The 21,599-nt window shown below is 69.1% G+C and carries 23 protein-coding genes; 9 read left to right on the top strand and 14 right to left on the bottom strand.

Translation table 11 applies throughout. The features are described from left to right. Nucleotides 1-277: 277 nt before the first annotated feature. The 3 genes from MKK63_RS01840 to MKK63_RS01830 all read right to left on the bottom strand — a co-directional run bounded on the left by MKK63_RS01840 (nucleotide 278) and on the right by MKK63_RS01830 (nucleotide 2,197). Nucleotides 278-715: an alpha/beta fold hydrolase gene (locus tag MKK63_RS01840; RefSeq protein WP_243998165.1), complete on the bottom strand. Its 438-nt coding sequence runs from the start codon at nucleotides 713-715 to the stop codon at nucleotides 278-280. Beyond that, nucleotides 716-1,114, bottom strand: a complete 399-nt coding sequence (locus tag MKK63_RS01835; RefSeq protein WP_243998163.1) for an alpha/beta fold hydrolase — start codon at nucleotides 1,112-1,114, stop codon at nucleotides 716-718. 72 nt (nucleotides 1,115-1,186) lie between these two features. Next, nucleotides 1,187-2,197, bottom strand: coding sequence for an SDR family oxidoreductase (locus MKK63_RS01830; RefSeq protein WP_243998161.1), 1,011 nt, complete (start codon nucleotides 2,195-2,197; stop codon nucleotides 1,187-1,189). A gap of 328 nt (nucleotides 2,198-2,525) precedes the next feature. Here MKK63_RS01830 and MKK63_RS01825 point away from each other — a divergent pair, with 328 nt between their 5' ends. Continuing rightward, nucleotides 2,526-3,077: an RNA polymerase sigma factor gene (locus tag MKK63_RS01825; protein ID WP_243998159.1), complete on the top strand. Its 552-nt coding sequence runs from the start codon at nucleotides 2,526-2,528 to the stop codon at nucleotides 3,075-3,077. Next, nucleotides 3,074-3,775: an anti-sigma factor domain-containing protein gene (locus MKK63_RS01820; RefSeq protein ID WP_243998157.1), complete on the top strand. Its 702-nt coding sequence runs from the start codon at nucleotides 3,074-3,076 to the stop codon at nucleotides 3,773-3,775. Before MKK63_RS01825 ends, MKK63_RS01820 begins: the two co-directional genes overlap by 4 nt. Before the next feature lie 61 nt (nucleotides 3,776-3,836). Here MKK63_RS01820 and MKK63_RS01815 read toward each other — a convergent pair whose 3' ends face one another. Both MKK63_RS01815 and MKK63_RS01810 read right to left on the bottom strand, forming a co-directional pair. Then, complete coding sequence (locus tag MKK63_RS01815) at nucleotides 3,837-4,403, bottom strand: fasciclin domain-containing protein (protein ID WP_243998155.1); 567 nt, start codon at nucleotides 4,401-4,403, stop codon at nucleotides 3,837-3,839. A gap of 148 nt (nucleotides 4,404-4,551) precedes the next feature. Then, on the bottom strand, nucleotides 4,552-5,982 hold the full coding sequence (locus MKK63_RS01810; protein WP_243998153.1) for a mannose-1-phosphate guanylyltransferase/mannose-6-phosphate isomerase: 1,431 nt from the start codon (nucleotides 5,980-5,982) through the stop codon (nucleotides 4,552-4,554). Nucleotides 5,983-6,179: 197 nt separating this feature from the next. On the opposite strand from MKK63_RS01810, the gene selA reads away from it, so the two are divergent. Together selA and MKK63_RS01800 are read left to right on the top strand one after the other, a co-directional pair. Beyond that, a complete protein-coding gene (selA, locus tag MKK63_RS01805) occupies nucleotides 6,180-7,619 on the top strand; it encodes an L-seryl-tRNA(Sec) selenium transferase (RefSeq protein ID WP_243998151.1) in 1,440 nt (479 codons plus the stop codon). A 132-nt stretch (nucleotides 7,620-7,751) separates the two neighbouring features. After that, entirely contained in the window at nucleotides 7,752-8,222 is a 471-nt protein-coding gene (locus tag MKK63_RS01800; protein ID WP_243998149.1) for a MarR family winged helix-turn-helix transcriptional regulator, read from the top strand. 210 nt (nucleotides 8,223-8,432) lie between these two features. On the opposite strand, the gene MKK63_RS01795 is transcribed toward MKK63_RS01800, so the two are convergent. The 6 genes from MKK63_RS01795 to MKK63_RS01770 all read right to left on the bottom strand — a co-directional run bounded on the left by MKK63_RS01795 (nucleotide 8,433) and on the right by MKK63_RS01770 (nucleotide 15,204). Then, a complete protein-coding gene (locus tag MKK63_RS01795) occupies nucleotides 8,433-9,806 on the bottom strand; it encodes a pentapeptide repeat-containing protein (protein ID WP_243998147.1) in 1,374 nt (457 codons plus the stop codon). Between the two features lie 50 nt (nucleotides 9,807-9,856). Next, the gene (locus MKK63_RS01790; protein WP_243998144.1) at nucleotides 9,857-12,175 is read right to left on the bottom strand and encodes an FdhF/YdeP family oxidoreductase; all 2,319 of its coding nucleotides are present in this window, start codon (nucleotides 12,173-12,175) and stop codon (nucleotides 9,857-9,859) included. 103 nt (nucleotides 12,176-12,278) lie between these two features. Further along, complete coding sequence (locus tag MKK63_RS01785; RefSeq protein WP_243998142.1) at nucleotides 12,279-12,566, bottom strand: MTH1187 family thiamine-binding protein; 288 nt, start codon at nucleotides 12,564-12,566, stop codon at nucleotides 12,279-12,281. An 84-nt stretch (nucleotides 12,567-12,650) separates the two neighbouring features. Continuing rightward, nucleotides 12,651-12,980 (bottom strand): CsbD family protein, encoded by a 330-nt coding sequence (locus MKK63_RS01780; protein WP_243998140.1) that lies wholly within the window; start codon nucleotides 12,978-12,980, stop codon nucleotides 12,651-12,653. 116 nt (nucleotides 12,981-13,096) lie between these two features. After that, the gene (locus MKK63_RS01775; protein WP_243998138.1) at nucleotides 13,097-14,455 is read right to left on the bottom strand and encodes a CHASE3 domain-containing protein; all 1,359 of its coding nucleotides are present in this window, start codon (nucleotides 14,453-14,455) and stop codon (nucleotides 13,097-13,099) included. 134 nt (nucleotides 14,456-14,589) lie between these two features. Continuing rightward, nucleotides 14,590-15,204 carry a hypothetical protein gene (locus tag MKK63_RS01770; RefSeq protein WP_243998136.1) on the bottom strand — a complete coding sequence of 205 codons (615 nt, stop codon included), beginning with the start codon at nucleotides 15,202-15,204 and terminating at the stop codon, nucleotides 14,590-14,592. A 304-nt stretch (nucleotides 15,205-15,508) separates the two neighbouring features. On the opposite strand from MKK63_RS01770, the gene MKK63_RS01765 reads away from it, so the two are divergent. Then, a complete protein-coding gene (locus MKK63_RS01765) occupies nucleotides 15,509-16,150 on the top strand; it encodes a DUF47 domain-containing protein (protein ID WP_243998134.1) in 642 nt (213 codons plus the stop codon). Between the two features lie 17 nt (nucleotides 16,151-16,167). After that, nucleotides 16,168-17,157 carry an inorganic phosphate transporter gene (locus MKK63_RS01760; RefSeq protein ID WP_243998132.1) on the top strand — a complete coding sequence of 330 codons (990 nt, stop codon included), beginning with the start codon at nucleotides 16,168-16,170 and terminating at the stop codon, nucleotides 17,155-17,157. Between the two features lie 43 nt (nucleotides 17,158-17,200). Here the strand turns inward: MKK63_RS01760 and MKK63_RS01755 are convergent, their stop codons facing one another. The 3 genes from MKK63_RS01755 to MKK63_RS01745 form a co-directional block, all read right to left on the bottom strand. Continuing rightward, complete coding sequence (locus MKK63_RS01755) at nucleotides 17,201-17,419, bottom strand: hypothetical protein (protein WP_243998130.1); 219 nt, start codon at nucleotides 17,417-17,419, stop codon at nucleotides 17,201-17,203. A 100-nt stretch (nucleotides 17,420-17,519) separates the two neighbouring features. Further along, the gene (locus MKK63_RS01750; protein ID WP_243998128.1) at nucleotides 17,520-17,906 is read right to left on the bottom strand and encodes a tautomerase family protein; all 387 of its coding nucleotides are present in this window, start codon (nucleotides 17,904-17,906) and stop codon (nucleotides 17,520-17,522) included. 159 nt (nucleotides 17,907-18,065) lie between these two features. Next, nucleotides 18,066-18,950 (bottom strand): LysR substrate-binding domain-containing protein, encoded by an 885-nt coding sequence (locus tag MKK63_RS01745; protein WP_243998126.1) that lies wholly within the window; start codon nucleotides 18,948-18,950, stop codon nucleotides 18,066-18,068. A 123-nt stretch (nucleotides 18,951-19,073) separates the two neighbouring features. On the opposite strand from MKK63_RS01745, the gene MKK63_RS01740 reads away from it, so the two are divergent. From MKK63_RS01740 to MKK63_RS01730, 3 genes are read left to right on the top strand one after another with little or no spacing between them, the layout of a single operon-like run. Then, nucleotides 19,074-19,469: a tautomerase family protein gene (locus MKK63_RS01740; RefSeq protein ID WP_243998124.1), complete on the top strand. Its 396-nt coding sequence runs from the start codon at nucleotides 19,074-19,076 to the stop codon at nucleotides 19,467-19,469. A gap of 27 nt (nucleotides 19,470-19,496) precedes the next feature. After that, nucleotides 19,497-20,252: an SDR family NAD(P)-dependent oxidoreductase gene (locus MKK63_RS01735; RefSeq protein WP_243998122.1), complete on the top strand. Its 756-nt coding sequence runs from the start codon at nucleotides 19,497-19,499 to the stop codon at nucleotides 20,250-20,252. Between the two features lie 32 nt (nucleotides 20,253-20,284). Next, entirely contained in the window at nucleotides 20,285-21,568 is a 1,284-nt protein-coding gene (locus tag MKK63_RS01730) for a D-serine ammonia-lyase (protein WP_243998120.1), read from the top strand. The last annotated feature ends 31 nt before the right edge of the window (nucleotides 21,569-21,599 follow it).

Genomic DNA, 21,599 nt, shown 5'->3' with positions numbered 1-21,599 from the left:
TGAGTTGGCCTACGGGGTGTACATCCATCACCTCAGCACCGGCGGGAGCATGCGCCGTGGCCTCGCCCTGATGGTCTGCGGGCAGCTCGGCTTCCTCCTCGGCGCCCTGATGCGGCCCATGCGCGGCGAAACCTGACCCGCAGGCGGTCGCCGATCCGGCCGGATGTATCCTGTTTCGCATGAGCGGAGGCCGCCATGCGTCAGGCGGCAGTCACTCAAGCTCTCCAGAAGCCGACTGCGTATTCTTCGCGAGCCGAAGGCATGCAAGCCGCGTCTGCTAGCCCGGTCGGAGTGACAACGCTGCCCGAACGATCGCGTCTCCATGAAAATGGTGAAGCATGTGGCCGGCACCGGGCAGCAGGTCGAGGCGCGCATCGGGAATCATGCGGGCCGCGCGCTGGGCGTTCAGGGCCGTGCTCACCACCAGATCGGGGCTTCCTGCCAGAATGCGTACGGGAACGCGCAGGGTCGGGTAGGCCAGCATGCTGCGGGTCAGCCCAGGCCAGAGCCAGCCGGCATCCTCGCCCTCGGCGGTAATCTGCGCCGGGCGCGCCGCCAGATCGAACGGAAAGTGCCGCGCGACGGTCTCCGGCATCGTTCGCGGGAAGAACATCGCGTTCCAGAGCAGCGGCAGGAGCGCCTTGTCGGTGCTCGCGCCGAGGAGGTGGGACAGCTGATCGCCGCCGAAGGGCAGGGCGCGGGGCCCGAACAGCATCTATTCCAAACGCGGCTCCGGGAAGCAGATCGGCGCGACCGCGACGATGCCGGCGATCTCCTCCGGATGGAGCATGCCGTACGCCAGCGCGACCGCTCCGCCGAAGGAATGCCCGAGGATGACGGGTTTATGCAGGCCGAGGCGCCGCACCGCCTCCCGGATGCGTGCGGCCTGATCCCAGACGTCGGCGGCACGGCCCCGCGGCCGCACGCTGAAGCCGTGACCGGGGCGATCGACCGCGACTACGCGAAAATGTTCGGCTAGGGCCGGCACCGGCCCGAGCCAGAGATCCTCCAGGCACATCAGCGTCCCGTGGATCGCCACCAGATCGGGACCGGATCCGGTTTCCGCATACGCAATCGTCCGGTCATCCGTCAGCTCGACGATCCGGCGCGGCACGATGCGGGGATCGTGTGGTTCATCCGGGCGCGACCGAGCCGGCCCGGGCAGCGATGTCATTGCGGCGGTCAATTACAGGCGCCGCCTGCGGCCGGACGAACCCATGACGGCCAGCGCGGTGGCCGCGCCGATCCCGAGAAGACCGGCGGCCGCCGCCATCGGGTGCAGCGTCGCGCGCGTGTAGACGCTGGTGCGCATCACGGGCAGGGGCGGATCGCCACGCGTCTCGCCGGCCGGCACGGGCGCGTGCAGGGCGCCGTCCGGATTGCGCGGCGCGCTCGCTCGCTTCTGAAGGGCGATGATTGCGGAGGCGAGATGGTCGTAGGCGCCGGGTGCGAATTCCTTGCCTGCCGTGAAGGCCTTGCCGGCGCCGCCCACGAAGATGTCGCGTTGCGGATGCACAGCCGCGTGCAGGATGGCGTTCGCGACTTCCTCCGGCGGATAGATCGGTGGCGGCAGGCTCGGCTCTCGGTCCATGTAGTTGCGCGCCCGCTGGGGGAGGGGCGTGTCGATCGAGGCGGGCTTGATCAGCGTGACCGAGACCGGAGCGTTCTCGTGCAGTAGCTCCATGCGCAGGGCATCGGTGAAGCCCTTCACCGCGTGCTTCGAGGCCGCGTACATGCCCTGATACGGGAAGGCGAGGTCCGATGCGATGCTGCCCACGTTGATCAGGGCGCCGCCACTCTGCCGCAGGTGCTCGGTCGACACCAGCGAGCCGAAGACCGTACCCCAGAAATTGGTCTGGATCAGGCGTTCGTGGTCGGCGTCGCTGATCTCGCGGAGCTTTCCATAGATCGAGCCCCCCGCCACGTTCACCCAGGTGTCGAAGCCGCCGAAGGTCGCCACTGCGCGATCCGCGATGGCCTGCACCGCCGCCCTGTTGCCGACATCGGCCACGACATGGAGCGCCTTGCCGCCGACGCCCTCGATCTCGGCCTGGATGCGTGCCAGGGCATCGCCGCTACGCGCGGCCAGCACGACCCGGGCACCGCGTTCGGCCGCCATCCGGGCGGTGGCGAGGCCGATGCCCGACGAGGCGCCGGTGATCACGACGACCTGCTCGCGGAGCGGCTTGTGCTTCATGCAGCGAATCCCCGAACTCCGAACGTGCGCCAGCGCGGTCGATCGCGGCCGCATCCGTCCCACGTCTGGCTATCCACCGGTCGGCCTGCTTTGTTCCGGGAACAGATGCCGGTCGCTGCGTCGCAGGCGCGACCGTCCCACAGTGCCCGAACGCGACGGTTCCAACCATGGGGAGGCTCGCAGGGAACGAATTCCCGCCGGTCAGCTACCGGATCCTTTCGGTGGGGTTGGCGCACGCGAGGTATCGTCACGGTCAGGCAGTTTGCTCTAAAACAGCATCCGGGTGGGCGCTCGATAGAAGGCGCCTCGGAGTTTGTGGGGAGCCCTCTTGGCCGACGACGCCACGCTGCGCCGACTGCTCGCTGAGATCGCCCGGGGCGGGGCGGACCAGCTGGCCGAACTCTATGATCTGACCAGCCCGAAACTTTACGGCCTGATCCTGCGTATCCAGCGAGACCGAGGCTTGGCCGAGGACGTGCTTCAGGACGTCTACCTGCGGATCTGGCAGGCCGCGGGCGCCTACAGGCCCGAGGCCGGGCCGCCGCTGCCATGGCTCTGTACCATCGCCCGCAATCGGGCCATCGACAGCGTGAGGCGGAAGGTCGAGCATCAGGGCCCGGAACTGGATCACGGCGAGGATTGGGTGGCGCGGCTGATCGATCCGCACGACGGGGCGGCGGACTTCCTGGACCGGAACGCCCTTCTGGCCTGCCTCGGCCGCCTCGATCCCATGCATCGGGACTGCGTGGTGCTGGCCTATTGCGAGGGACAATCCCGGGAGGAGCTCGCGCAGCACTTCGACCGGCCGGTCAACACGATCAAGACTTGGCTGCACCGGTCCCTCGCCGGCCTCAAGACCTGCCTGGAGTCTGTCTCGTGAGCGGCGGCCAGCCCGGCCTGGAGCCGACGGCCGAGCGCGACATCCTCGCGGCCGAGTACGCCCTCGGGACGCTCGACGCGCAGGATCGGGCGGCGCTGGAGCGCGAGGCGAGTCACGACCACGCCACGGCCAGCCGCATCGGCCAATGGGAGCGGCGGCTGGCGCCGCTGATGGGGGCCGTGCCATCCGTGCCGCCGCCGCCGCGGGTCCGCGAGGCGCTGCTGCGCGCGCTGCCCGACGTGAGCGGCGGGCCGCGGGGCGAACTGCGTCAGCTGCGGCGGCAGGTGAGGCGCTGGCAGGTCGCCGCGGCGGGATCGGGCCTCCTCGCCGCGGGCCTCGCGCTGTTCGTGGCAGTCGCCCCGTCACGAAGCCCGGCGGGCGGGCGCTATCTGGCGGTCGTGCAGGGCGGCGGGGCGCTGCCCGCGCTCGTCGTGCGGGTCGACACGCGGACCGGCCTCGCGCAGGTCCGCCCCGTCGGCGCCGACGCACCCGCGGGGCGGAGCCTGGAAGTGTGGTACGTCGGCGCGGAGGGTGCCAAGCCCCTCGGCCTTGTCGGTGCAGCGCCCAGTCAGGTGAGGCTGCCGCAGGTCACCGCACCGGACGGCGTGATCGCAGTCTCGGTCGAGCCGCCAGGGGGCTCGCCCAGCGGCCAGCCCACGGGCCCGGTGATCTATACCGGCAAGCTGATCGCCGAATGACGGGACGCGGCGGGCGGGCTTGCCGGAGCCCGCAGCCCTCGCGGGCCGCGGGCGCGACGCCTTACGGCATCAGCACGGCGTTGACGACGTGGATGACACCGTTCGACTGCATCACGTTCGGGATGGTCACCGTGGCGGTGTTGCCCTTCTGGTCGGTAACCAGGACCTTCTTGCCCTGCACCGCGACGGCGAGGGGCTCGCCCTCGACGGTGGTCAGCACGCCCTGGCCGCCGCCCTTCTTGACCAGCGCCATCAGGTCCTTGGCGGTGTAGACGCCCGGGACCACATGGTAGGTCAGGATCTTCGTCAGCGTCGCCTTGTTCTGCGGCTGCACGAGGTTCTCAACCGTACCCGGCGGCAGCTTGGCGAAGGCGGCGTTGGTCGGCGCGAACACCGTGAACGGGCCCGGACCGTTCAGCGTGTCGACCAAGCCAGCAGCCTTCACGGCGGCGACGAGGGTGGTGTGATCCTTCGAGTTGACCGCGTTCTCGACGATGGTCTTCTGGGCGTACATCGGCGCGCCGCCGACCATCGGGTTCTTGGCGTAGGCCGCGCCGCTCGCGCCGAGGCCGAGCGCGATCGTCAGGGCGAGCACCTTGGCCGTGCGGCCGGTATTCTTGGTCAGCATCGTGTTTCCTTCCGAGCCCCGATGAGTGGGGCAGCGCGGGCCCTTACGTGCCCCTCGGAAGGAAAGTTTCGCCCGGTGAGCGCAAACGCCTGCAGGCGACGGCCTTTGCGCTCACCCCGCCAGAACGCAGGCCGGCCCGGTTCAGGTCTCAGCGTCCGTAGATATCCTCGACGCGGATGATGTCATCCTCGCCGGTATAGGAGCCGACCTGCACCTCGATCAGCTCCAGTGGGATCTTGCCGGGGTTGGACAGCCGGTGCATCGAGCCGATCGGCAGGTAGATCGCCTCGTTCTCGTGGACCAGCGTCACCCGATCGTCCACCGTGACCTCGGCGGTGCCACGCACCACCACCCAGTGCTCGGCCCGGTGGTAGTGCTTCTGCAGCGACAGCCGCCCGCCCGGCACCACCTGGATCCGCTTCACCTGGAAGCGTTCGCCGATGTCGATCCGCTGGTACCAGCCCCAGGGCCGGTACATCCGCAGATGCGCGTCCGCCTCAGGCTCGCCCTTGGCCCGCAGGGCGTTGACCAGTTCCTTCACCTGACCGGAATGCGCCTTTGAGGCGACCAGCACCGCGTCGGGGGTCGAGACCACAACCACGTCCTCAAGCCCCACCACCGCGGTCAGGCCGCCGCCCTGGCTGTGCACGAGGCTGTTCTTCGTCCCGATCAGCGAGACCCGGCCCCGCACCGCATTGCCGGCCTCGTCGTGATCGAGGACCTGCCAGACCGCGTCCCAGGTGCCGACATCCGACCACGCGAACGACACCGGCAGCACCCCGGCGGTGGCGGTGCGTTCCATCACGGCGTAGTCGATCGAGATCTTGGGCGCCTTGGCGAAGGCCTCGGCATCGAGGCGCACGAAGTCGAGGTCGGTCACCGCCGCCGCGTAGGCGGCGCGCGCGGCCGCCAGCACGTCGGGCACGAAGGCTTCGAGCTCGGCCAGCATCAGGTCGGCGCGGAACAGGAAGTAGCCGGAGTTCCACAAGGCGCCGTCCGTGATCAGCGCCTCGGCGCCGGCCCGGTCGGGCTTCTCGACGAAGCGGGCGACGCGGGCGGCACCCGGCGCCTCGTGGATCGGCTCGCCGCGGCGGATATAGCCGTAATCGGTGGCCGGCCGGTCGGGCTCGATGCCGAGCGTCATGGTGTAGCCGGCCCGCACGCCTTCGGCCGCACGCCGCACGGCGTCCACGAAGGCGGCGATGTCGGGCACGACGTGGTCGGCGGCCATGACCAACACGACGGCCTGCGGATCGCTCGCGGCGGCGTGGACCGCGGCGACCGCCACGGCAGCGGCGGAGTCGCGGCCCTGCGGCTCGAGCAGGATGTCGGCGGCAAGACCCATTTGGTCGCGCTGCTCGGCGACGATGAAGCGGGCCTCGGCCGAGGCGATGACGGTCGGCTTGGCGAACACGCCGGTGTCGGCAACCCGTTCCAGGCTGGCCTGGAAGGTCGAGACCTTCGCATCCACCAGCTTGGCGAACTGCTTGGGCATGCTCTCGCGCGAGGCCGGCCACAGGCGTGTCCCCGTTCCCCCGCAGAGGATCATCGGATGGATCGGGGCAGCAGATCGGGACATGCGGCGTCTCCATCGGCGGGTTGCGGTCGTGGCGTGATCGCGCGGTCCAGGCGCAGCCGCAAGGATGCGGAGTGCCGGCGCCCACGGTTTTCAGGGTTTGCCCTTAACGGCGCAGCGAGGATGGAACAACCTGCGCGGATAATCCGCGCTGGATAAGGCTGGCTCAGCACAGCCGGATCGTTATCTCTGGTCCCACCATGAATTCACCCGCCAAGATTCACCCGACACCCGACGACGCGGCGCAGAGCCCGCGGCGGATACCGTCGGTCGAGCGCCTGGTCGGCAGCGCGGCGCCGGAAGATCTCGCCGCCTACGGGCGCACGGCCTTCACGGGTGCCGTTCGGGCCGTGCTGGCCGGTATCCGGGCGGAGGGCGGCCCCGTGCCCGACGCGGCGGCGATCCGGCTGGAGGCGGCTCGGCGGCTCGCCGCCGAGCGACGCCCCTCCCTGCGGCCGGTCTTCAACCTGACCGGCACGGTTCTGCACACCAATCTGGGTCGCGCCCTGTTGCCCCGCTCGGCCGCCGAGGCGGTGGCCGCCGTGATGGTGCAGGCGAGCAATCTCGAATTCGACCTCGGGACCGGCGCCCGCGGCGAGCGGGACGATCATGTCGAGGCCCTGATCTGCCGCCTGACCGGGGCCGAGGCTGCGGTGGTGGTCAACAACAACGCGGCCGCCGTGCTGCTGGTGCTGAACGCCCTGGCGATGCGCAAGGAGGTCGTGGTCTCCCGCGGCGAACTCGTGGAGATCGGCGGCTCGTTCCGGGTGCCGGACGTGATGGTGCGGGCCGGCTGCCGGCTGCACGAGGTCGGAACCACAAATCGCACCCATCTGCGTGACTACGCGGAGGCGATCGGCCCGCGCACCGGCCTCGTGATGAAGGTGCATCCGAGCAACTACGCCATCGCGGGCTTCACCGCCGCCGCCGACCCCGAGGCGCTTTACGCCCTCTGCCGGGAGCGTGGCGTGCCGCTGGCCGACGACCTCGGCAGCGGCAACCTCGTCGATCTCGCCGCATACGGCCTGCCGCCGGAGCCGACCGTCCGCGTTGCCCTGGAGCGGGCCGATCTCGTCACCTTCAGCGGCGACAAGCTGCTGGGCGCGGTCCAGTGCGGGATCGTGGCGGGCCGGAAGGATCTCATCGCCCGTGTGCGCAAGAACCCCCTGAAGCGGGCGCTGCGGGTCGACAAGATGACTTATGCGGCGCTCGAAGCGGTGCTGCGGCTCTACCTCCATCCCGAGCGGTTGGCCGAGGAACTGCCGACCCTCCGGCTGCTCACCCGGGACCGGGCGTCGATCGCCGCGCAGGCGGAGCGCCTCGCCCCCGCGGTGGCGGAGTGCCTCGCCGGCTCGGCCACCGTCTCGGTCGCGGCGTGCATCAGCCAGATCGGGTCCGGCGCCCTGCCGGTGGAGACCCTGCCGAGCGCCGCCCTGATGCTGACCCCCGACGCGGATGCGGGATCGCCACGCCGCGGCGCGGGGGGGCGGTGCAAGCGCCTCGCCGAACGGTTGCGAGCTCTGCCGGTGCCGGTGATCGGCCGGATCAGCGGCGACGTCATTCTTCTGGACCTGCGCACACTGGAAGACGAGGCCGGCCTCCTCGCCAGTCTGAAGTCAGTTGGGCAGCCGGTATCTTGAGCCGAATGGGTTTGTTGAGAGACAAAGATCGCCGGCTGAAGCTCGTGTGCCGGCTTCGCGCGTTGTGGTATCGTGACGGATCCGCGGTCGCGGTCGAGAGGTGCGGTGCCCGGACCGCGATAGGCGAACGATATGGTGCAGAGTGCCGACATGGTGGAGGTTGAGCGCGAGACGGATGCGCTCCTCCTCGACAATCAGCTTTGCTACGCGCTCTACGCGGCCGCGCACCGGATGACGAAATCCTACCGGCCGCTTCTTGAACGCCTGGGGCTGACCTATCCGCAGTACCTTGTGCTCCTCGTGCTGTGGGAGCAGGACGGCGTCACGGTCTCGGAGATCGGCCGGCGACTGCGGCTCGACTCCGGTACGCTGACGCCCGTGCTGAAGCGCCTGGAGAGCGCAGGTTTCCTTCTGCGCACCCGCCGCCAGTCGGATGAGCGCGAGGTCGAGATCGCGCTGACGCCGGAGGGCGCCGCGCTCCGCGCCGAGGCCGTTGCAGTCCGCGAGGCCGTGATGTGCCAGCTCGAACTCAGCGAGCCGGAGATCCGGGCCCTGCGGAAGGATCTGAGCTTGGTGATCGAGCGGCTCAGCGTGACCGAGTGAGGGTGTAGCGTTGACCTGATGAGCCGCTTCGCGGCGCTCCCTGTGCTCGGTCCCGGGTCGCATTCCGCTTTCGCTGCATGCGCCCGGGAAAGGTCGTCGCGCTTCATTCTCGGGCTCCACGTTTTCCCGGTCAGGTGGAGCGTTCGCGGAACCTGATCCGGGATCCAGCACAAGAAGCGCCCCGAAGCGGCCCCATAGGTTCCCCAGCCCTCACCGCCGCAGGCGGTTGCCCAAGACGAAGCCGTAGAGCCCCATCAGGATGATGCCGACCGCGCCTTCGAGGCCGACCAGCAGGTTGGTGACGCGGCCGGTGGGCTTGAGGCCGATCTCCGGCGGGTTCGCGGTCATCATGTTGAGGGCGCTGTAGCTCAGGAGATCGAGGGGGTTGTAGGTCGGCCCCGCTTCCGGCCCCTCGAGGATGATCAGGCCACCCGTCAGGCCGTAGAGGCCGCCGAACACCACGATCAGCAGCGCGAACGCACGGGCGATGCGCGACAGGCTCTCGCCGTAATCGCACAGCCACTCGACGAAACGGTCGGCGGTCCAGCGGTAGCCGTGCCGCAGCAATCCGGCCCCGTCCCGCCCGGTCCAGGCGGCGCGCGCCTGCCGACCGGCGTGGAAGCGGCCCATTCGTCGGCCGCGCTTGTAGGCCCAGCTCGCCGCATCGTGGCTGCCGATGCTCTTCCAGTTCTGCTCCAGGGCGAGGTAGCTCGCCTGCGCGGCCTCGAAATCGCCCGCCACCTCCTCGCCGACCGCGCCGCCGAGTTGCTCGACGCTCATCCGCGTCCCGTTGAGCCATGCCCCCGAGAAGCGGGCATGACGTAGTCGGCAGGTGGCAAGGTTCAGCCGTACGAGATCGGTATCCGACAGATCGGCCCCGGAGAGGTCGGCTCCGTCGAGCTTCGCTCCCGAAAAGTTCGCCCCCTGGAGGCGCGAGCCCGCGAGCGTCGCCTTGGCGAGGCTCGCGCCGGCGAAATCCGCATGCGTCAGGTTGGCATCGACGAGCTTGGCCTCGTCGAGCCGGGCGTTGCGGAACACCGTGTCGTCCGCGTCCGCTCCGGTGAAATCCGCGCCCCAGAGGTCAGCGCCCGCGAAGTCCGTGCCGTCGAGCAGCGCGCCGGACAGGTCGGCGAAGCGCATCGCGGCCTGCCCGAAGCGCGCATCCTCCAGCATGGCGCCGGCGAACCGAACCTGACCTGCGACGATGCCGGAAAAGTCTGCCCCCGACAGGTCGGCGTCGGAGAGGTCGGCGGCCTCCAGGATCGCGCCGGTGAATCGCGTGGAGCGCCCGACCGCGCCGGTGAGCGTGGCGCGGCGCAGGTTGGCCGCGGAGAAATCCGATTCCTCCATGCGGGCCCGGGACAGGTCGGCCTCCGCAAGGGGCAGGCCGCCGGATTCGGCATCCACACAACCCGGCCCGTCGAACCCCGCCGCGGCGAGCGCCCCCGGAGACGCGATCAGGTGCGAGAGATCCGAGCCCGGCTCCTGCACCACGGCCCCGGCGGCGATCCGCTCGATAAGCGCGTGCAGCCGGGCATCCGCCTGAATGTCCGGCCGCGCATCCGATGGTGTCGCCTGATCCATGGCCGTTCCATGCCGGAGAGTCCGACCGCGCGCCAGACGCCCCGGCGTGTTCAGGTCGAATGCGTCGATGCGGTCACACGCACCGTGATCGCCTTGGCGGCCGGTGTCTTGGCCTGCTCGTCATGGTGCCAGAGCGGCAGCAGGACGTTCAGCTCCGGATAGTAGCCCCCGCAATTCCCCTCGGGAATGTCATAGGCGATCACCCGGAGGCCGGTTACGCGCCGCTCCACCTGATCATCCGCCTTGGTCTCCACGTCGACGCCCCCGCCATCCTTGAGTCCGAGGCGCGCGATGTCCTGGCGGTTCATGAACAGCACGGAGCGGGTGCCCTTCACGCCGCGGAAACGGTCGTCGTAGCCGTAGACTGTGGTGTTGAACTGGTCGTTCGACCGCAGCGTGATCAAGTCGAGGATGTCGTGCCCGCGGGCCGGCAGGTCTGGATCTGCCTCGAGACCGTCCGGCACCGCGAAATTCGCCCGGCCGGTCTCGGTCTCCCACTTCCGGTCGCGGGCGCCGAGCGGCTTGATCAGCCCCCCGGGCTGGAACATCCGCCCGTTCAGGTCGTGGAACACTTTCGGGTAGGTCGCCTCGATGGCATCGCGCACCCGGCCGTAGTCGCCGACCCAGGAATCCCAATCGATCCGCGGATTGGGCTGCAGGGTCGTCTTGGCGATCTCGGCGACGATCCAGGGCTCGGAGCGCACATGCGGCCCGACCGGTTCGGATGCGCCCCGGGACCCGTGGAACTGCGCGGTGGAGCTCTCCATCGAGACCGCCTGCCGGCCGCTCGCCTGCTGGTCGATCTCAATGCGGCCGAGGCAGGGCAGGATATAGGCGACCGCCCCGGTCACGAGGTGCGAGCGGTTGAGCTTGGTCGAAACCTGCACGGTCAGGCGCTGGGTCCTCCAGGCCGGCTCCATCCGGCCGGTATCGGGGATCGCCCGCAGGAAGTTGCCGCCGAGCCCGATGAAGGCCTTCACGCTGCCGTCGAGGATACCCTCGCAGGCCTCGACCGTGTTGAGGCCTTTCTCCCGCGGCGGCTCGAAATCGTAGAGTTCCTTGAGCTTGTCCAGGGGGGCCAATTCCGGCTTCTCGGTGATGCCGACCGTACGTTGGCCCTGAACGTTCGAATGGCCCCGCACCGGGCAGATTCCAGCGCCCGGCTTGCCGATATTGCCGCGCAGGAGCAGCAAGTTGACCAGCATCCGCACGGTCTCGGTGCCCTTGCGATGCTGGGTCAGGCCCATTCCGTAGATGCCAATCACCGCCTTGGCCCGGGCATAGACCGCCGCCGCCGCCTCCAGCCCCTGCCGTTTCAGCCCGGAGCGCCGCTCCAGCGCAGGCCAGTCCTGGCGATCGCAGAAGTGCACGAAGTCTTCGAAGCCGTGGGTGTGCTCGGCGATGAAGGCGTGGTCGAGCACCCGGGACTTGCCCGCCGCCTCGGCCTCCCGGTCGAGGGCGAGCAGTGCCTTGCACAGGCCGGTGAGCGCTGCGAGGTCGCCGCCGGCCTTCACCTGATGATACTGGGTCGAGATCCGTGTGGAGGAGCGCGTCAGCATCTCCACGGGCGATTGCGGATCGGTGAAGCGCTCCAAGCCCCGCTCCCGCAGCGGGTTGAAGGTGATGATCTGCGCACCCCGGCGCCGCGCCTCCTGCAGCGGGTGCAGCATCCGGGGTGAATTCGAGCCGACATTCTGACCGAAGAAGAAGATCAGGTCGGTGGTCTCGAAATCCTCCAGCAGGACCGTGCCCACCGGGGCGCCGATCGATTGCGGCAGCGCCACCGAGGTCGGCTCGTGGCACATGTTGGAGGAATCCGGCAGGTTGTTGTTGCCGTAGAGCCGGGCCAGCAGCGCCCACATGTAGCTGGTTTCCAGCGAGGCCCGGCCGGAGGCGTAGAACACCACCGAGCGCGGATCCGCCTCCCGCAGGGCCTTCAGCTCCCGGCCGATCTCGGCCATCGCCTCCTCCCAGGAGACCGGGCGGTAGCGGTCGGTCTCGGGATCATAACGCAGGGGATGGGTGAGGCGGCCCTGCTCCTCCAGGGCGTAGTCGCTCCAGCCGAGCAACTCGGTCACGGTATGGGCGGCAAAGAAATCGGGGGTCGCGCGTCGGCGCGTCTGCTCCCAGGCGGTCGCCTTGGCGCCGTTCTCGCAATACTCGAAGGCCAGCGGCTTGGCGGGCTTCGCCCAGGCGCAGGACGTGCACATGTAGCCGTCCGGCTTGTTCTGCTTCACCAGCAAGGCCGAACCGGTGATCGGTACGCCCTCCCGGGTCAGGATCTCGACCAGCGACCGGGCCGAGCCCCAACCGCCCGCCGGGCCGTCATAGGGCTCGATCCGGATCTCACCGTTCTCCTGCTCGGCCATGCCGTCCTCCCACCCGGCACGTCAGCGACCGGACTAAGGGAACGCGCGAGGGCCACGTCGGATCACAGGCGCGTCACTGCGGCTGCCTCCGCTTCTGCCGCGGTCAGGTCACGGCCGCGAGCTTGTCGGCCATGGACTGATCCTTGTCCCGCCGTGTCGAGAAGATCAGCGTGAAGAAGGTCCGCTGAACGCCCATCTCGGCAAGCTTCGCCTCGCACCGCTCGGCCAGCGCGCAGATCTCCGACAGCTCACCCTCGATATTGGTGCCGTTAGGATGCATCGTGGCGGTCAGCCCGCTCGCCTCGACGATCGCTTTGACCTCGCGGACGTAGGGCGAAACAGACGGGCCGACGCCCATCGGCACGATGCACCGGTCGGCTGAGACTTTCATGGCGGCTCCCCGGAGGCTGATTCTGTCGAGCGGCCCGGATCGCGCCGCCCGCAGAAGCTGGCATTAGGCGCCCGGCGGCGCGGATCAGAGCTTGCTGATCAGCAGGCCGAGGCCCAGCCCGACGAGCCCGGCCACGACAAGCGAGGCGTGGGGCCATTCGACCGACTTCTGGTGGCCCTCCCAGGCGTATTCGCGACCGTGATCGTAGACCTCCTCGGCCTGATGCGACACCGCGTCGGCCGCATGCCGGACGGCATCCTTGGTCTGGCCGTAGAAGTTCTCGGCCGCGCCCCGCACCTCGTGGAGGCGGCCTTCGATCGAGTCGCGGTCCGAGCCGGCGAGGTCACCGACCGCGCTCTGGACCTTGCCGCCGATCTCCCGCGCGGCACCCGTGATCCTGTCCGTATCGACCATGACGTCCTCCGATGCTGTCGTCCCGAATTCGCTTCCGTCCGACAGACGACGCCGAGACGGTCCATGCCGGCTGTCCCAGATAGGTGTCGGCCCGGCCGACGACGAGCGGTGCGGCATCACGGGGCGGCCGGCATCGGCGCGGCCGGATCACCTAATGCCTCGCGTCCCGGCGGTAGGGTAGGCGGAGCCGTTGGCGCAAAGGTGTAGTAGGCCATCGGCTCCCGCCGGCCCCGGAGGGGTTCCCGGCTGATCTCCCGCCACGCCGCCGTGGTCGTGCCCGCCGCACGGCGGACGGCCTCCGAGGCCAGCACCGAGACCCCGTGGGTCTTCGTCGCTTGCTCCAGCCGCGCGGCCACGTTGACCGTGTCGCCGAGCACCGTGAATTCGTAGCGGGCGTCCTCACCGATGATCCCGCTGAACACCTCGCCGCAGTGCAGGCCGATGCCGATGCGCACCGTGGCATCGTGGTCGCCCTTGTCGTTCCAGCGGGCGATGACCTCGACGAGATCGCTGGCGAAGGCCACGGCGCGCGCCGCGTCGTCGGCCGTCGGCTCGGGCAGGCCGAACACCACGAGGGCGCCGTCGCCGATGAACTTGTCGACGACACCGCCGTACAGGCGCGAGATGCGCATCACCCGTCGGCGGAAGGCGGATAGGAAGGCAGACAGTTCCTGCGGGTCGAGATGTTCGGCGATGGTGGTGGAGCCGCGCATGTCGATGAAGGCGATCACCGCCTGCTGGCGCCGGCCGGCTTTAAGGCTGCCGTCATCGTCGGCGAGCCGCGCGACCAGCTCCTGCGGCAGGAAACGCGACAGGCTCCGGCGGCGCGCCGCCTCGCGCGTGGCCGACATGGCGAACAGAACGAGCGCAATCACCACGGCGGCGAGTAGGCCCCAGATCAGCAGAGCGGCCCGGGAATTCGCGGCCTGACGCTGCTCCATCAGTGCGGCTTCGTGGTCCTCCATCCGGCCGATGATCGCCCGGATCTCGTCCATCACCTGCCGTCCGTGCCCCTGCCGCACCTGCTCCTGACTCGCGTCGATCTCGCCGCTGCGGCGCAGCTCGATGGTGGTGCCGAGTTCGTTCAGCTTGTCCCGGAGCAGCGGGATCAGGGCATCGAGTTCGGCGCGCTGGCTGTCGTCGTTCCGGAGGTGGTCGTGCAGTCGAGCGATCTCGCGGCTGACCTGCGCGCGTCCGTCCCGGAACGGCCGGAGGAACGTGTCGTCCCCCGTCAACAGGTAGCCGCGCTGCCCGGTCTCCGCGTCCTGGACCGCCAACAGCACACGGCCGAGCAGGCCGTCCACCACCATGGCGTGCCGGACGGCCTCGCTGCCGCGCTGCTGATAAGTGAAGGCGCCGACCGCAATGCCGAGCAGCGCCAGGATCACCGCGCAGCTCACGACCATCCGATCGACGGTCCGCGAGCGTGCGGGCAGCCGCTCGATGACGTCCAGGGCGGTGGTCGATGCTTTCATGGGGGGAGCCGGTCTGCGCCAACGATGCGGCGCGAAGCCTGCGAGCTGCCCCTCAAGAAACGATCGGTCGTTTTGTTCCGTGGCCGACCAAATTGCCGACGGCTTTTTAAAGAGTTGGTGGAAAAGCGCCGGTGTTATTCAAGAGGCGTCAAACGTTCGGCATGGTGCACATCTGCTTGGGACGATTGGGCTTCGGCGCGACGCGGTGCGCAAGCGGATTCATACTTCTCCGGCGGATGCCAAAGGTTTGAGGAACGAGCGCGTTTCCCCTCCTCCTTTTGGGTAGGGGTAGGGGTGGGGGTGGTGAAGGATCGAGCGTGATGGTGCCTCCTGCACCACCCCCACCTCGATCTCTTCCCCAAAAGGGAGGAGAGCATGTCGGCGCACGTGTCTGAATATCGTAGCCACAACGAGTAAGGGTTGAAGCTCGCCTCAGCCCTCTTGGCCGCGACCTGCCCGCGGGTGCCGGGCGCTTGGGGCGTGACTCCCCTGCTGTGAACCTGCCCGTTCGAGGTCCTGCGTCCGTCGGTGGGCCGCGGGTTCGCGAGCCGTTCGCCGTCGACCTGGGCGGCCAGCGTGCGCACGATCGCGGCGCGCTTCTTCGGCACCGTCGTCAGGATCTTGTCGAGGAAGGTATCCGCCTCGTCCCCTCTCTGCGCGCAGACCGTCGCGAGCGCCTGCTGGATGTAGCAGAGATCGACGTCGTCCCGCGTGAGCAGGGCGGTCAGCATTGCCGGTGTCAGGATCATGCCCGTGGCCCGCTGCCCTCGCGATGCGCCGAAGCCGGCAAGCCCGCGCAGGATGAAGGCTCAGTCAGGTATCAGACAAAGTTACGCCGGAGGCCTGACACGAGTCGGCTTCCCAAAACGGGCGACGTGCTGTGTGGGCCGAACACCGTCGGATCGGCCGACCGTTGCGGATGACCAACCCTAGCCGGCTGAAGATCCAGTCTTAGGTTGATGGCAGGATGTCGCAACGCTTCTGACGGTCACGGCGCGTCGCTCGGACCGGCTGCGCGCATAGGACCGTCCGCCCCCCACACAGGGACGCACCATGCTGTCTTGGTTCCGTGCGCTGATGCCGAAGGAGGACCGGTTCTTCGACCTGTTCGAACAGCACGCCGCCACCCTCGTGGACGGCGCGGCGGCCCTGCGGGCGCTGCTCGACGGCACCCAGGATATCCCGGTCGCATGCCGCGCCATCGCCGAGCACGAGGATAAGGCCGACGCGATCACCCGCGACGCCTTGTTGGCGGTTCGCCGGACCTTCATCACGCCGTTCGACCGCGGCGACATCCAGGCGCTGGTCGGCTCGCTCGATGACGCCATCGACCAGATGCTCAAAACCGCCAAAGCGGTCCAGCTGTTCGAGGTGACGACCTTCGAGCCGTCGATGCGCCAGATGGGGGCGGTGATCCAGGAGGCCGCCGCCGTGGTCGCAGAGGCGCTCCCGAAGCTGCGGTCGCTCGGCGAGAACGCCGCCGCCCTGAATGCGCTGACCGAGCGGGTGATCCAATTGGAGGGGCAGGCCGACGATCTGCACAACGAAGGGGTGAAGATGCTGTTCAGGGCCTCCCGCCAGGATCCAATGGCGTTCCTGGTCGGCTCCGGGCTCTACGATCACTTGGAGAAGGTCATGGATCGGTTCGAGGACGTGGCGAACCAGGTCAGCAGTATCGTGGTCGAGCACGTCTGAGCCGAGGGATCGCCCGCGTGACCCTCCTGATCGCCCTCATCGCCATCGCCCTGGTGTTCGATTTCCTGAACGGCCTGCACGATGCCGCGAACTCGATTGCCACCATCGTCTCGACCCGGGTGCTGGCGCCGCGCTACGCCGTGTTCTGGGCTGCGTTCTTCAACTTCGTGGCGTTCCTCGTGTTCGGTCTGCACGTTGCCGGCACGGTCGGCTCGGGGATCATCGACGTCACGGTCGTGAACGATCGGGTGATCCTCGGCGCGCTCGGCGGCGCGATCGTCTGGAATCTGGTCACGTGGTACGCCGGCATTCCGTCCTCCAGCTCGCACGCGCTCATCGGGGGCCTTCTAGGCGCCGGCATCGCGAAGGCCGGTCTCGGAGCGATCGTCTGGCCGGGCGTCATCGCTACCAGCGCCGCCATCGTGCTCTCGCCGGCGCTGGGCTTCGTGCTCGCCCTGATCCTCGTGCTGGCGGTCTCGTGGATCTTCGTCCGCTCCACGCCGGTCGCCGTCGATCGCATGTTCCGCAGCCTGCAATTCGTTTCGGCCTCGCTCTACTCGCTCGGCCACGGCGGCAACGACGCGCAGAAGACGATGGGCATCATCGCCGTGCTCCTCTACGCCCACGGGGCGGGCAGCGGCGAGTTCCACGTGCCGCTCTGGGTGGTGCTGTCGTGCCAGACCGCGATGGCGCTCGGCACCCTGTTCGGCGGCTGGCGCATCGTGCACACGATGGGATCGAAGATCACGCGCCTGACGCCCGCACAGGGCTTCTGCGCCGAGACCGGCGGGGCGCTGACCCTGTTCGCCGCCACGGCCTTCGGGATTCCGGTCTCCACGACGCACACGATCACGGGGGCGATCATCGGTGTCGGCGCGGCCCGCCGCGTCTCCGCCGTCCGCTGGAACGTGGCGCAGGGGATCGTCGTCGCCTGGGTGGTCACGATGCCGGCCGCCGGTCTGGTGGCGGCGCTGATCTATGCCGCCTCCGGCCTCGTGCTGCCGTGAGGTGAGGGTGGCCCTGGGTCAATCGGTCGAGGGCATCCGCCCTTCAGACCAGACGCATCTCGCCGGGTTTGAGAGCAAGGCGCCGGGCGAGGTCGCGACCCAGGGAGCCCGTCAGTTCCACCTGCATGTCGTCCGTCGCCATCTCGGTGACCTGCGCCAAAGCCGCCGATGCCGAGTGAGCCAGAACCGCGTAGACCCGGACGGCCTCGCGTTTCTGATGGACGGCGATCAGGTGCGCCGTATGCTTCTTCAGTTTCGACACCGACCTGCCTCGATCGGGATGATCCGCCCCTGAATCCGCCAACGAGCGACGGGTCGAGCGGTTGCATGCGCGGTGGAGGCCGACGTCTCCGCGGGCGGGCTCAGCGGTGCTGCGCTCGGTGAGCCTGGGTCAGGCCGTTATAGCCCCAAGAGTTTTTCGGCACGTCGTGGATCACGACATAGGAAGCTTCGGCGAGGCCGGAGCCGAGAACATCCTTCAGGAGGCGGCTCGTCTCGGCAATGAACCGTGCTTTCTCCTCGGATGTGTTTGTCTCTGCACTGATGATGGCATCCACCTGCGCGGCACAGGTCACCGGTTCGCCGCCCACACTCCATCCCGATAATGGAACCTGTTCGACCAAGACGCCGACCAGGGGGCCGACCTTGTGGAGGATCTCGGCCATCAGACCGGTGATGCCCGCCTGGAGCCTTTGGACTTGACTCTGCGGGAGCGGCGCGCCTGCCACCTTGATGTTGATGAAGGGCATCGTTGCCTCTTCTCCCTTTCGCGGATGCCCCACCGGCGATCCATGAGGCGGTTGTACAGACGCTCGAAAGTTCGGTAAAATTGAAAATCTAAAATCCATTCTTCGATTAAAACGAAGGATCGGTTGCGTGACATGCTCGGAGCGGTGAGCCTTCGCGCGTCACGCGACAGGCTCTCGGATCGTCTCGAGCAGGATATCCGTGAGCCGCGCGACGGCCGGCGACGGTTCGGCTTCCGCCTGATGAAGGCTCAGCGGTGCATCCGGGAGGGCCGGCAATCCGGTCGCGGCCGGATCGAGCACGCGCAGCGTCTTCGGCAGGCTCACGGTGGTGCGCGCCGTGATGCCGAGCCCACCCTCGGCCGCCGCCCAGAGACCCGAGAGGCTCGGGCTCGTGAACACCAGACGCCAGGGCAGACCGCCCCCATCCAGGGCCGCCACGGCCGCGGACCGGAACGTGCATGGCGGCGCGAAGGCCGCGAATGGGATCGGCTCCCGGCCAAGGCTCGCAAGGCCCGGCCAATCGGGCTCCCCGATCCAGTGAATCGGCAGCGCTGCGACCCTCCGGGCGTGGGGGGCATCGCCGCCGTCACCCCAGACCAGCGCGATGTCGAGGTCACCTTTCAGGGTCGCCTCGACAAGCTGCGCGCCGAGGCCGACCTGAACCTCGATGCGCACCCGCGGATAGGCCCGGGCAAACCGCTTGAGCACCGCCGGGAGCCAGCCCTCGGCGAAATCCTGCGCGAGGCCGAGCCGCGCCCAGCCCTCCAGCTCCGTACCGCGCAGCCGGTCGACCGCCTCGTCGTTGAGGTCCAGCAGCCGCTTCGCGTAGCCGAGCATACTCTCCCCGGCGGCCGTAAGGGCGAGGCCGCGGCCGGCCTTCTGCACCAGCGGCTGGCCGACCTGCTCCTCCAGTTTCCGAAGCTGCGTGCTGACCGCCGATTGCGATCGGCCCAGGCGTTCGGCCGCGCGGGCGAAGCTCCCGAGCTCGAACCCGGTCACGAAGGTCCGGAGCACGTCCATGTCGAGGTTGGTGCGAGTCGCCATCGTTCGATCTGGATGATGTATCGGTTAGAAAATTTCGAATTTTCGCAATGATGATCGCGGCGTAGACCAAATTCGTCAAGCCGGAGCGGCGTGCCGCTGTTTGCAAGAGAGGAGACCTCGTCCATGCCCCTCGTTCGGATCTCGCTGATCAAGGGCCAATCGCCAGAGCATATTCGTGCGGTCTCAGATGGCGTCCATCGCGGCCTGATGGCGGCCTTCGGTGCGCCGGCCGACGACCGCTTCCAGCTCGTCCACCAGCACGCACGGGACGAGCTGATCTACGATTCCGGCTATCTCGGCATCCACCGCACCGACGATCTGGTGATCATCAACATCATCGCCGGGAACTGGCGGGACACGGCGCAGAAGAAGGCGCTCTACCGGGCGATCACTGACAACCTCGTGGCGGATCCCGGCCTGCGCCCGGAGGACGTGCTGATCGTCCTCTCGCCGAATGCGCGCGACGAGTGGTCCTTCGGCAACGGGCTTGCGTCCTACGTCAAGGACGACGCAGCCTGACATGCCCAGCACGGGCAGGAGATCGACATGAGCATTCTCGTCACCGGCGCGACCTCGGGCTTCGGCCTCGCGATCGCGCGGCGCTTCGCGCAGGCCGGACAGACGATCGTCGCGGCCGGACGCCGCCGCGACCGACTTCGGGCCTTGGTCGACGAACTCGGCGACCACGCGGTCCACGCCCTCGAACTCGACGTCCGGGACAGGCGGGCGGTCGAGGATGCGGTCGCCGGCTTGCCCGCGGCCTTCGCCGACATCGCCGTGCTCGTGAACAATGCCGGCCTCGCCGTCGGGCTCGAACCCGCGCAGGCGGCCGATCTCGATGGCTGGGAGGCGATGGTCGACACCAACGTCAAGGGCCTGATGTACGTGACCCGCACGGTGCTGCCCGGGATGGTCGCCCGCGACACCGGCCACGTCGTCAACATCGGATCGACGGCGGCGAGCTATCCCTATCCCGGCGGGAACGTCTACGGGGCCACCAAGGCGTTCGTCCGGCAGTTCTCGCTCAACCTGCGCGCCGATCTCGTCGGCACGCGGGTGCGCGTCACCGAGATCGATCCGGGCCTCGTCGGCGGCACCGAGTTCTCCAACGTTCGGTTCCGCGGCGACGATACCCGTGCCGCAAGCGTCTACGACGGCGCCGATGCGCTGACGCCCGACGACGTTGCCGACACGGTGTTCTGGGCCGCCACCCGGCCGGCCCGTGTGAACATCAACGTCATCGAGCTCATGCCGGTCTGCCAAGCCTTCGGCCCACTCGTCGTCCATCGGGGTGGCCGCTGAGCCCCGGGCCCGACACGCGAGAGGACGATGCCATGGACGTCAATGCCCCGCCGCGCCGGATTTCCGGTGAGCCGACGATACCGGCGCCCGTGCGACGGGCCGAGCCGACCGTCTGGCGCAATCCACAGCGTCGGGACGCCGTCTCGGTGCTGGCCGCGTCGGCGTTCTCCGAGGCCGACATGCGCCGGGCGGAGGCGCGCTGGCGCCGCTTCGCCCCGCTCCTGGCGCAGCTGTTCGACGGCACCGAGGACGGGCGGATCGACTCGCCATTGCTGCCCGTCGCGCCCGACCTCGGCCGGACCCTGCTGGGCGACGCCCCGGGCGCCGTCTGGGTCAAGGCCGACCATGACCTGCCGGTCACCGGCTGCATCAAGGCCCGGGGCGGCGTCTACGAGGTCCTGGCCTATGCGGAGACGCTGGCGGAGGCGGCCGGCCTCCTGCGGCCCGGCCTGTCCTACGCGGCGTTCGCGTCCGACGCCTTCCGCGATCTGTTCGCCCGCCACACGGTCGCGGTCGGCAGCACCGGCAATCTCGGCTTCAGCGTCGGCGTGATGGGCCGCGCCCTCGGCTTCGCGGTCGAGGTGCACATGTCCCACGACGCCAAGGCCTGGAAGAAGCAGCGCCTGCGCGAGCTCGGCGCGCGCGTGGTCGAGCATCCGGGGGATTACGGGTTGGCGGTGGCCGCCGCGCGGGAGGCCTTTCAGGACCGCGCCGATGCCCATTTCGTCGACGACGAGGATTCGGTCGACCTGTTCCTCGGCTATGCGGCGGCGGCGCTCGATCTGCAGCGCCAGCTCGCCGAGGCCGGGATCGCCGTCGACGCCGCGCATCCGCTCTACGTCTACCTCCCCTGCGGCGTCGGCGGCGCGCCGGGGGGGGTGACCTTCGGGCTGACGCTGCTGTTCGGCGATGCCGTGCGGCCGGTCTTCGTGGAACCGGTGGCCGCGCCCTGCATGCTCGTGCAGCTCGCCTCCGGGCTCGACCGGTCCGTCAGCGTCTACGAGGCCGGGCTCGACAACCGGACGGCGGCCGATGGGCTGGCGGTGGCGAGCGCCTCCTTGCTGGTCGCTCGCACCGTCGGCGGTCTGATCGACGCGGTGGTGACGGTCCCGGACGCGGATCTGTTCCGCTGGCTGAAGGTGCTGTGGGCGGGCGCGGGGATGCGCCTCGAACCCTCGGCGGCCTCCGGCTTCGCCGCGCTCAGCCGGTTCCTTGCCGATGCGCCCGATGTGGCCTCCGCCACCCACGTGGTCTGGACCACGGGCGGCGCGCATCTGCCGGAGGCGGAGTTCGCGGCGGCCCTGGCTCGCGCCTGATCCGATACTGGGCGTGCATCGCGTCGGCTGC

Origin of the sequence: Methylobacterium sp. J-088, assembly GCF_022829295.1 — a bacterium.
Lineage (GTDB): Bacteria > Pseudomonadota > Alphaproteobacteria > Rhizobiales > Beijerinckiaceae > Methylobacterium.
The sequence above is the reverse complement of the archived record's forward strand: the minus strand, read 5'-3'. Positions and strand labels throughout refer to the sequence as shown.

Bases quoted from the DNA above. Each gene is read 5' to 3' on its own strand.
- MKK63_RS01840 (WP_243998165.1), bottom strand. From the start codon at position 715: ATGCTGTTCGGGCCCCGCGCCCTGCCCTTCGGCGGCGATCAGCTGTCC.
- MKK63_RS01830 (WP_243998161.1), bottom strand. From the start codon at position 2,197: ATGAAGCACAAGCCGCTCCGCGAGCAGGTCGTCGTGATCACCGGCGCC.
- MKK63_RS01815 (WP_243998155.1), bottom strand. From the start codon at position 4,403: ATGCTGACCAAGAATACCGGCCGCACGGCCAAGGTGCTCGCCCTGACG.
- MKK63_RS01810 (WP_243998153.1), bottom strand. From the start codon at position 5,982: ATGTCCCGATCTGCTGCCCCGATCCATCCGATGATCCTCTGCGGGGGA.
- selA (WP_243998151.1), top strand. From the start codon at position 6,180: ATGAATTCACCCGCCAAGATTCACCCGACACCCGACGACGCGGCGCAG.
- MKK63_RS01800 (WP_243998149.1), top strand. From the start codon at position 7,752: ATGGTGCAGAGTGCCGACATGGTGGAGGTTGAGCGCGAGACGGATGCG.
- MKK63_RS01795 (WP_243998147.1), bottom strand. From the start codon at position 9,806: ATGGATCAGGCGACACCATCGGATGCGCGGCCGGACATTCAGGCGGAT.
- MKK63_RS01790 (WP_243998144.1), bottom strand. From the start codon at position 12,175: ATGGCCGAGCAGGAGAACGGTGAGATCCGGATCGAGCCCTATGACGGC.
- MKK63_RS01785 (WP_243998142.1), bottom strand. From the start codon at position 12,566: ATGAAAGTCTCAGCCGACCGGTGCATCGTGCCGATGGGCGTCGGCCCG.
- MKK63_RS01780 (WP_243998140.1), bottom strand. From the start codon at position 12,980: ATGGTCGATACGGACAGGATCACGGGTGCCGCGCGGGAGATCGGCGGC.
- MKK63_RS01775 (WP_243998138.1), bottom strand. From the start codon at position 14,455: ATGAAAGCATCGACCACCGCCCTGGACGTCATCGAGCGGCTGCCCGCA.
- MKK63_RS01770 (WP_243998136.1), bottom strand. From the start codon at position 15,204: ATGATCCTGACACCGGCAATGCTGACCGCCCTGCTCACGCGGGACGAC.
- MKK63_RS01765 (WP_243998134.1), top strand. From the start codon at position 15,509: ATGCTGTCTTGGTTCCGTGCGCTGATGCCGAAGGAGGACCGGTTCTTC.
- MKK63_RS01750 (WP_243998128.1), bottom strand. From the start codon at position 17,906: ATGCCCTTCATCAACATCAAGGTGGCAGGCGCGCCGCTCCCGCAGAGT.
- MKK63_RS01745 (WP_243998126.1), bottom strand. From the start codon at position 18,950: ATGGCGACTCGCACCAACCTCGACATGGACGTGCTCCGGACCTTCGTG.
- MKK63_RS01740 (WP_243998124.1), top strand. From the start codon at position 19,074: ATGCCCCTCGTTCGGATCTCGCTGATCAAGGGCCAATCGCCAGAGCAT.
- MKK63_RS01735 (WP_243998122.1), top strand. From the start codon at position 19,497: ATGAGCATTCTCGTCACCGGCGCGACCTCGGGCTTCGGCCTCGCGATC.
- MKK63_RS01730 (WP_243998120.1), top strand. From the start codon at position 20,285: ATGGACGTCAATGCCCCGCCGCGCCGGATTTCCGGTGAGCCGACGATA.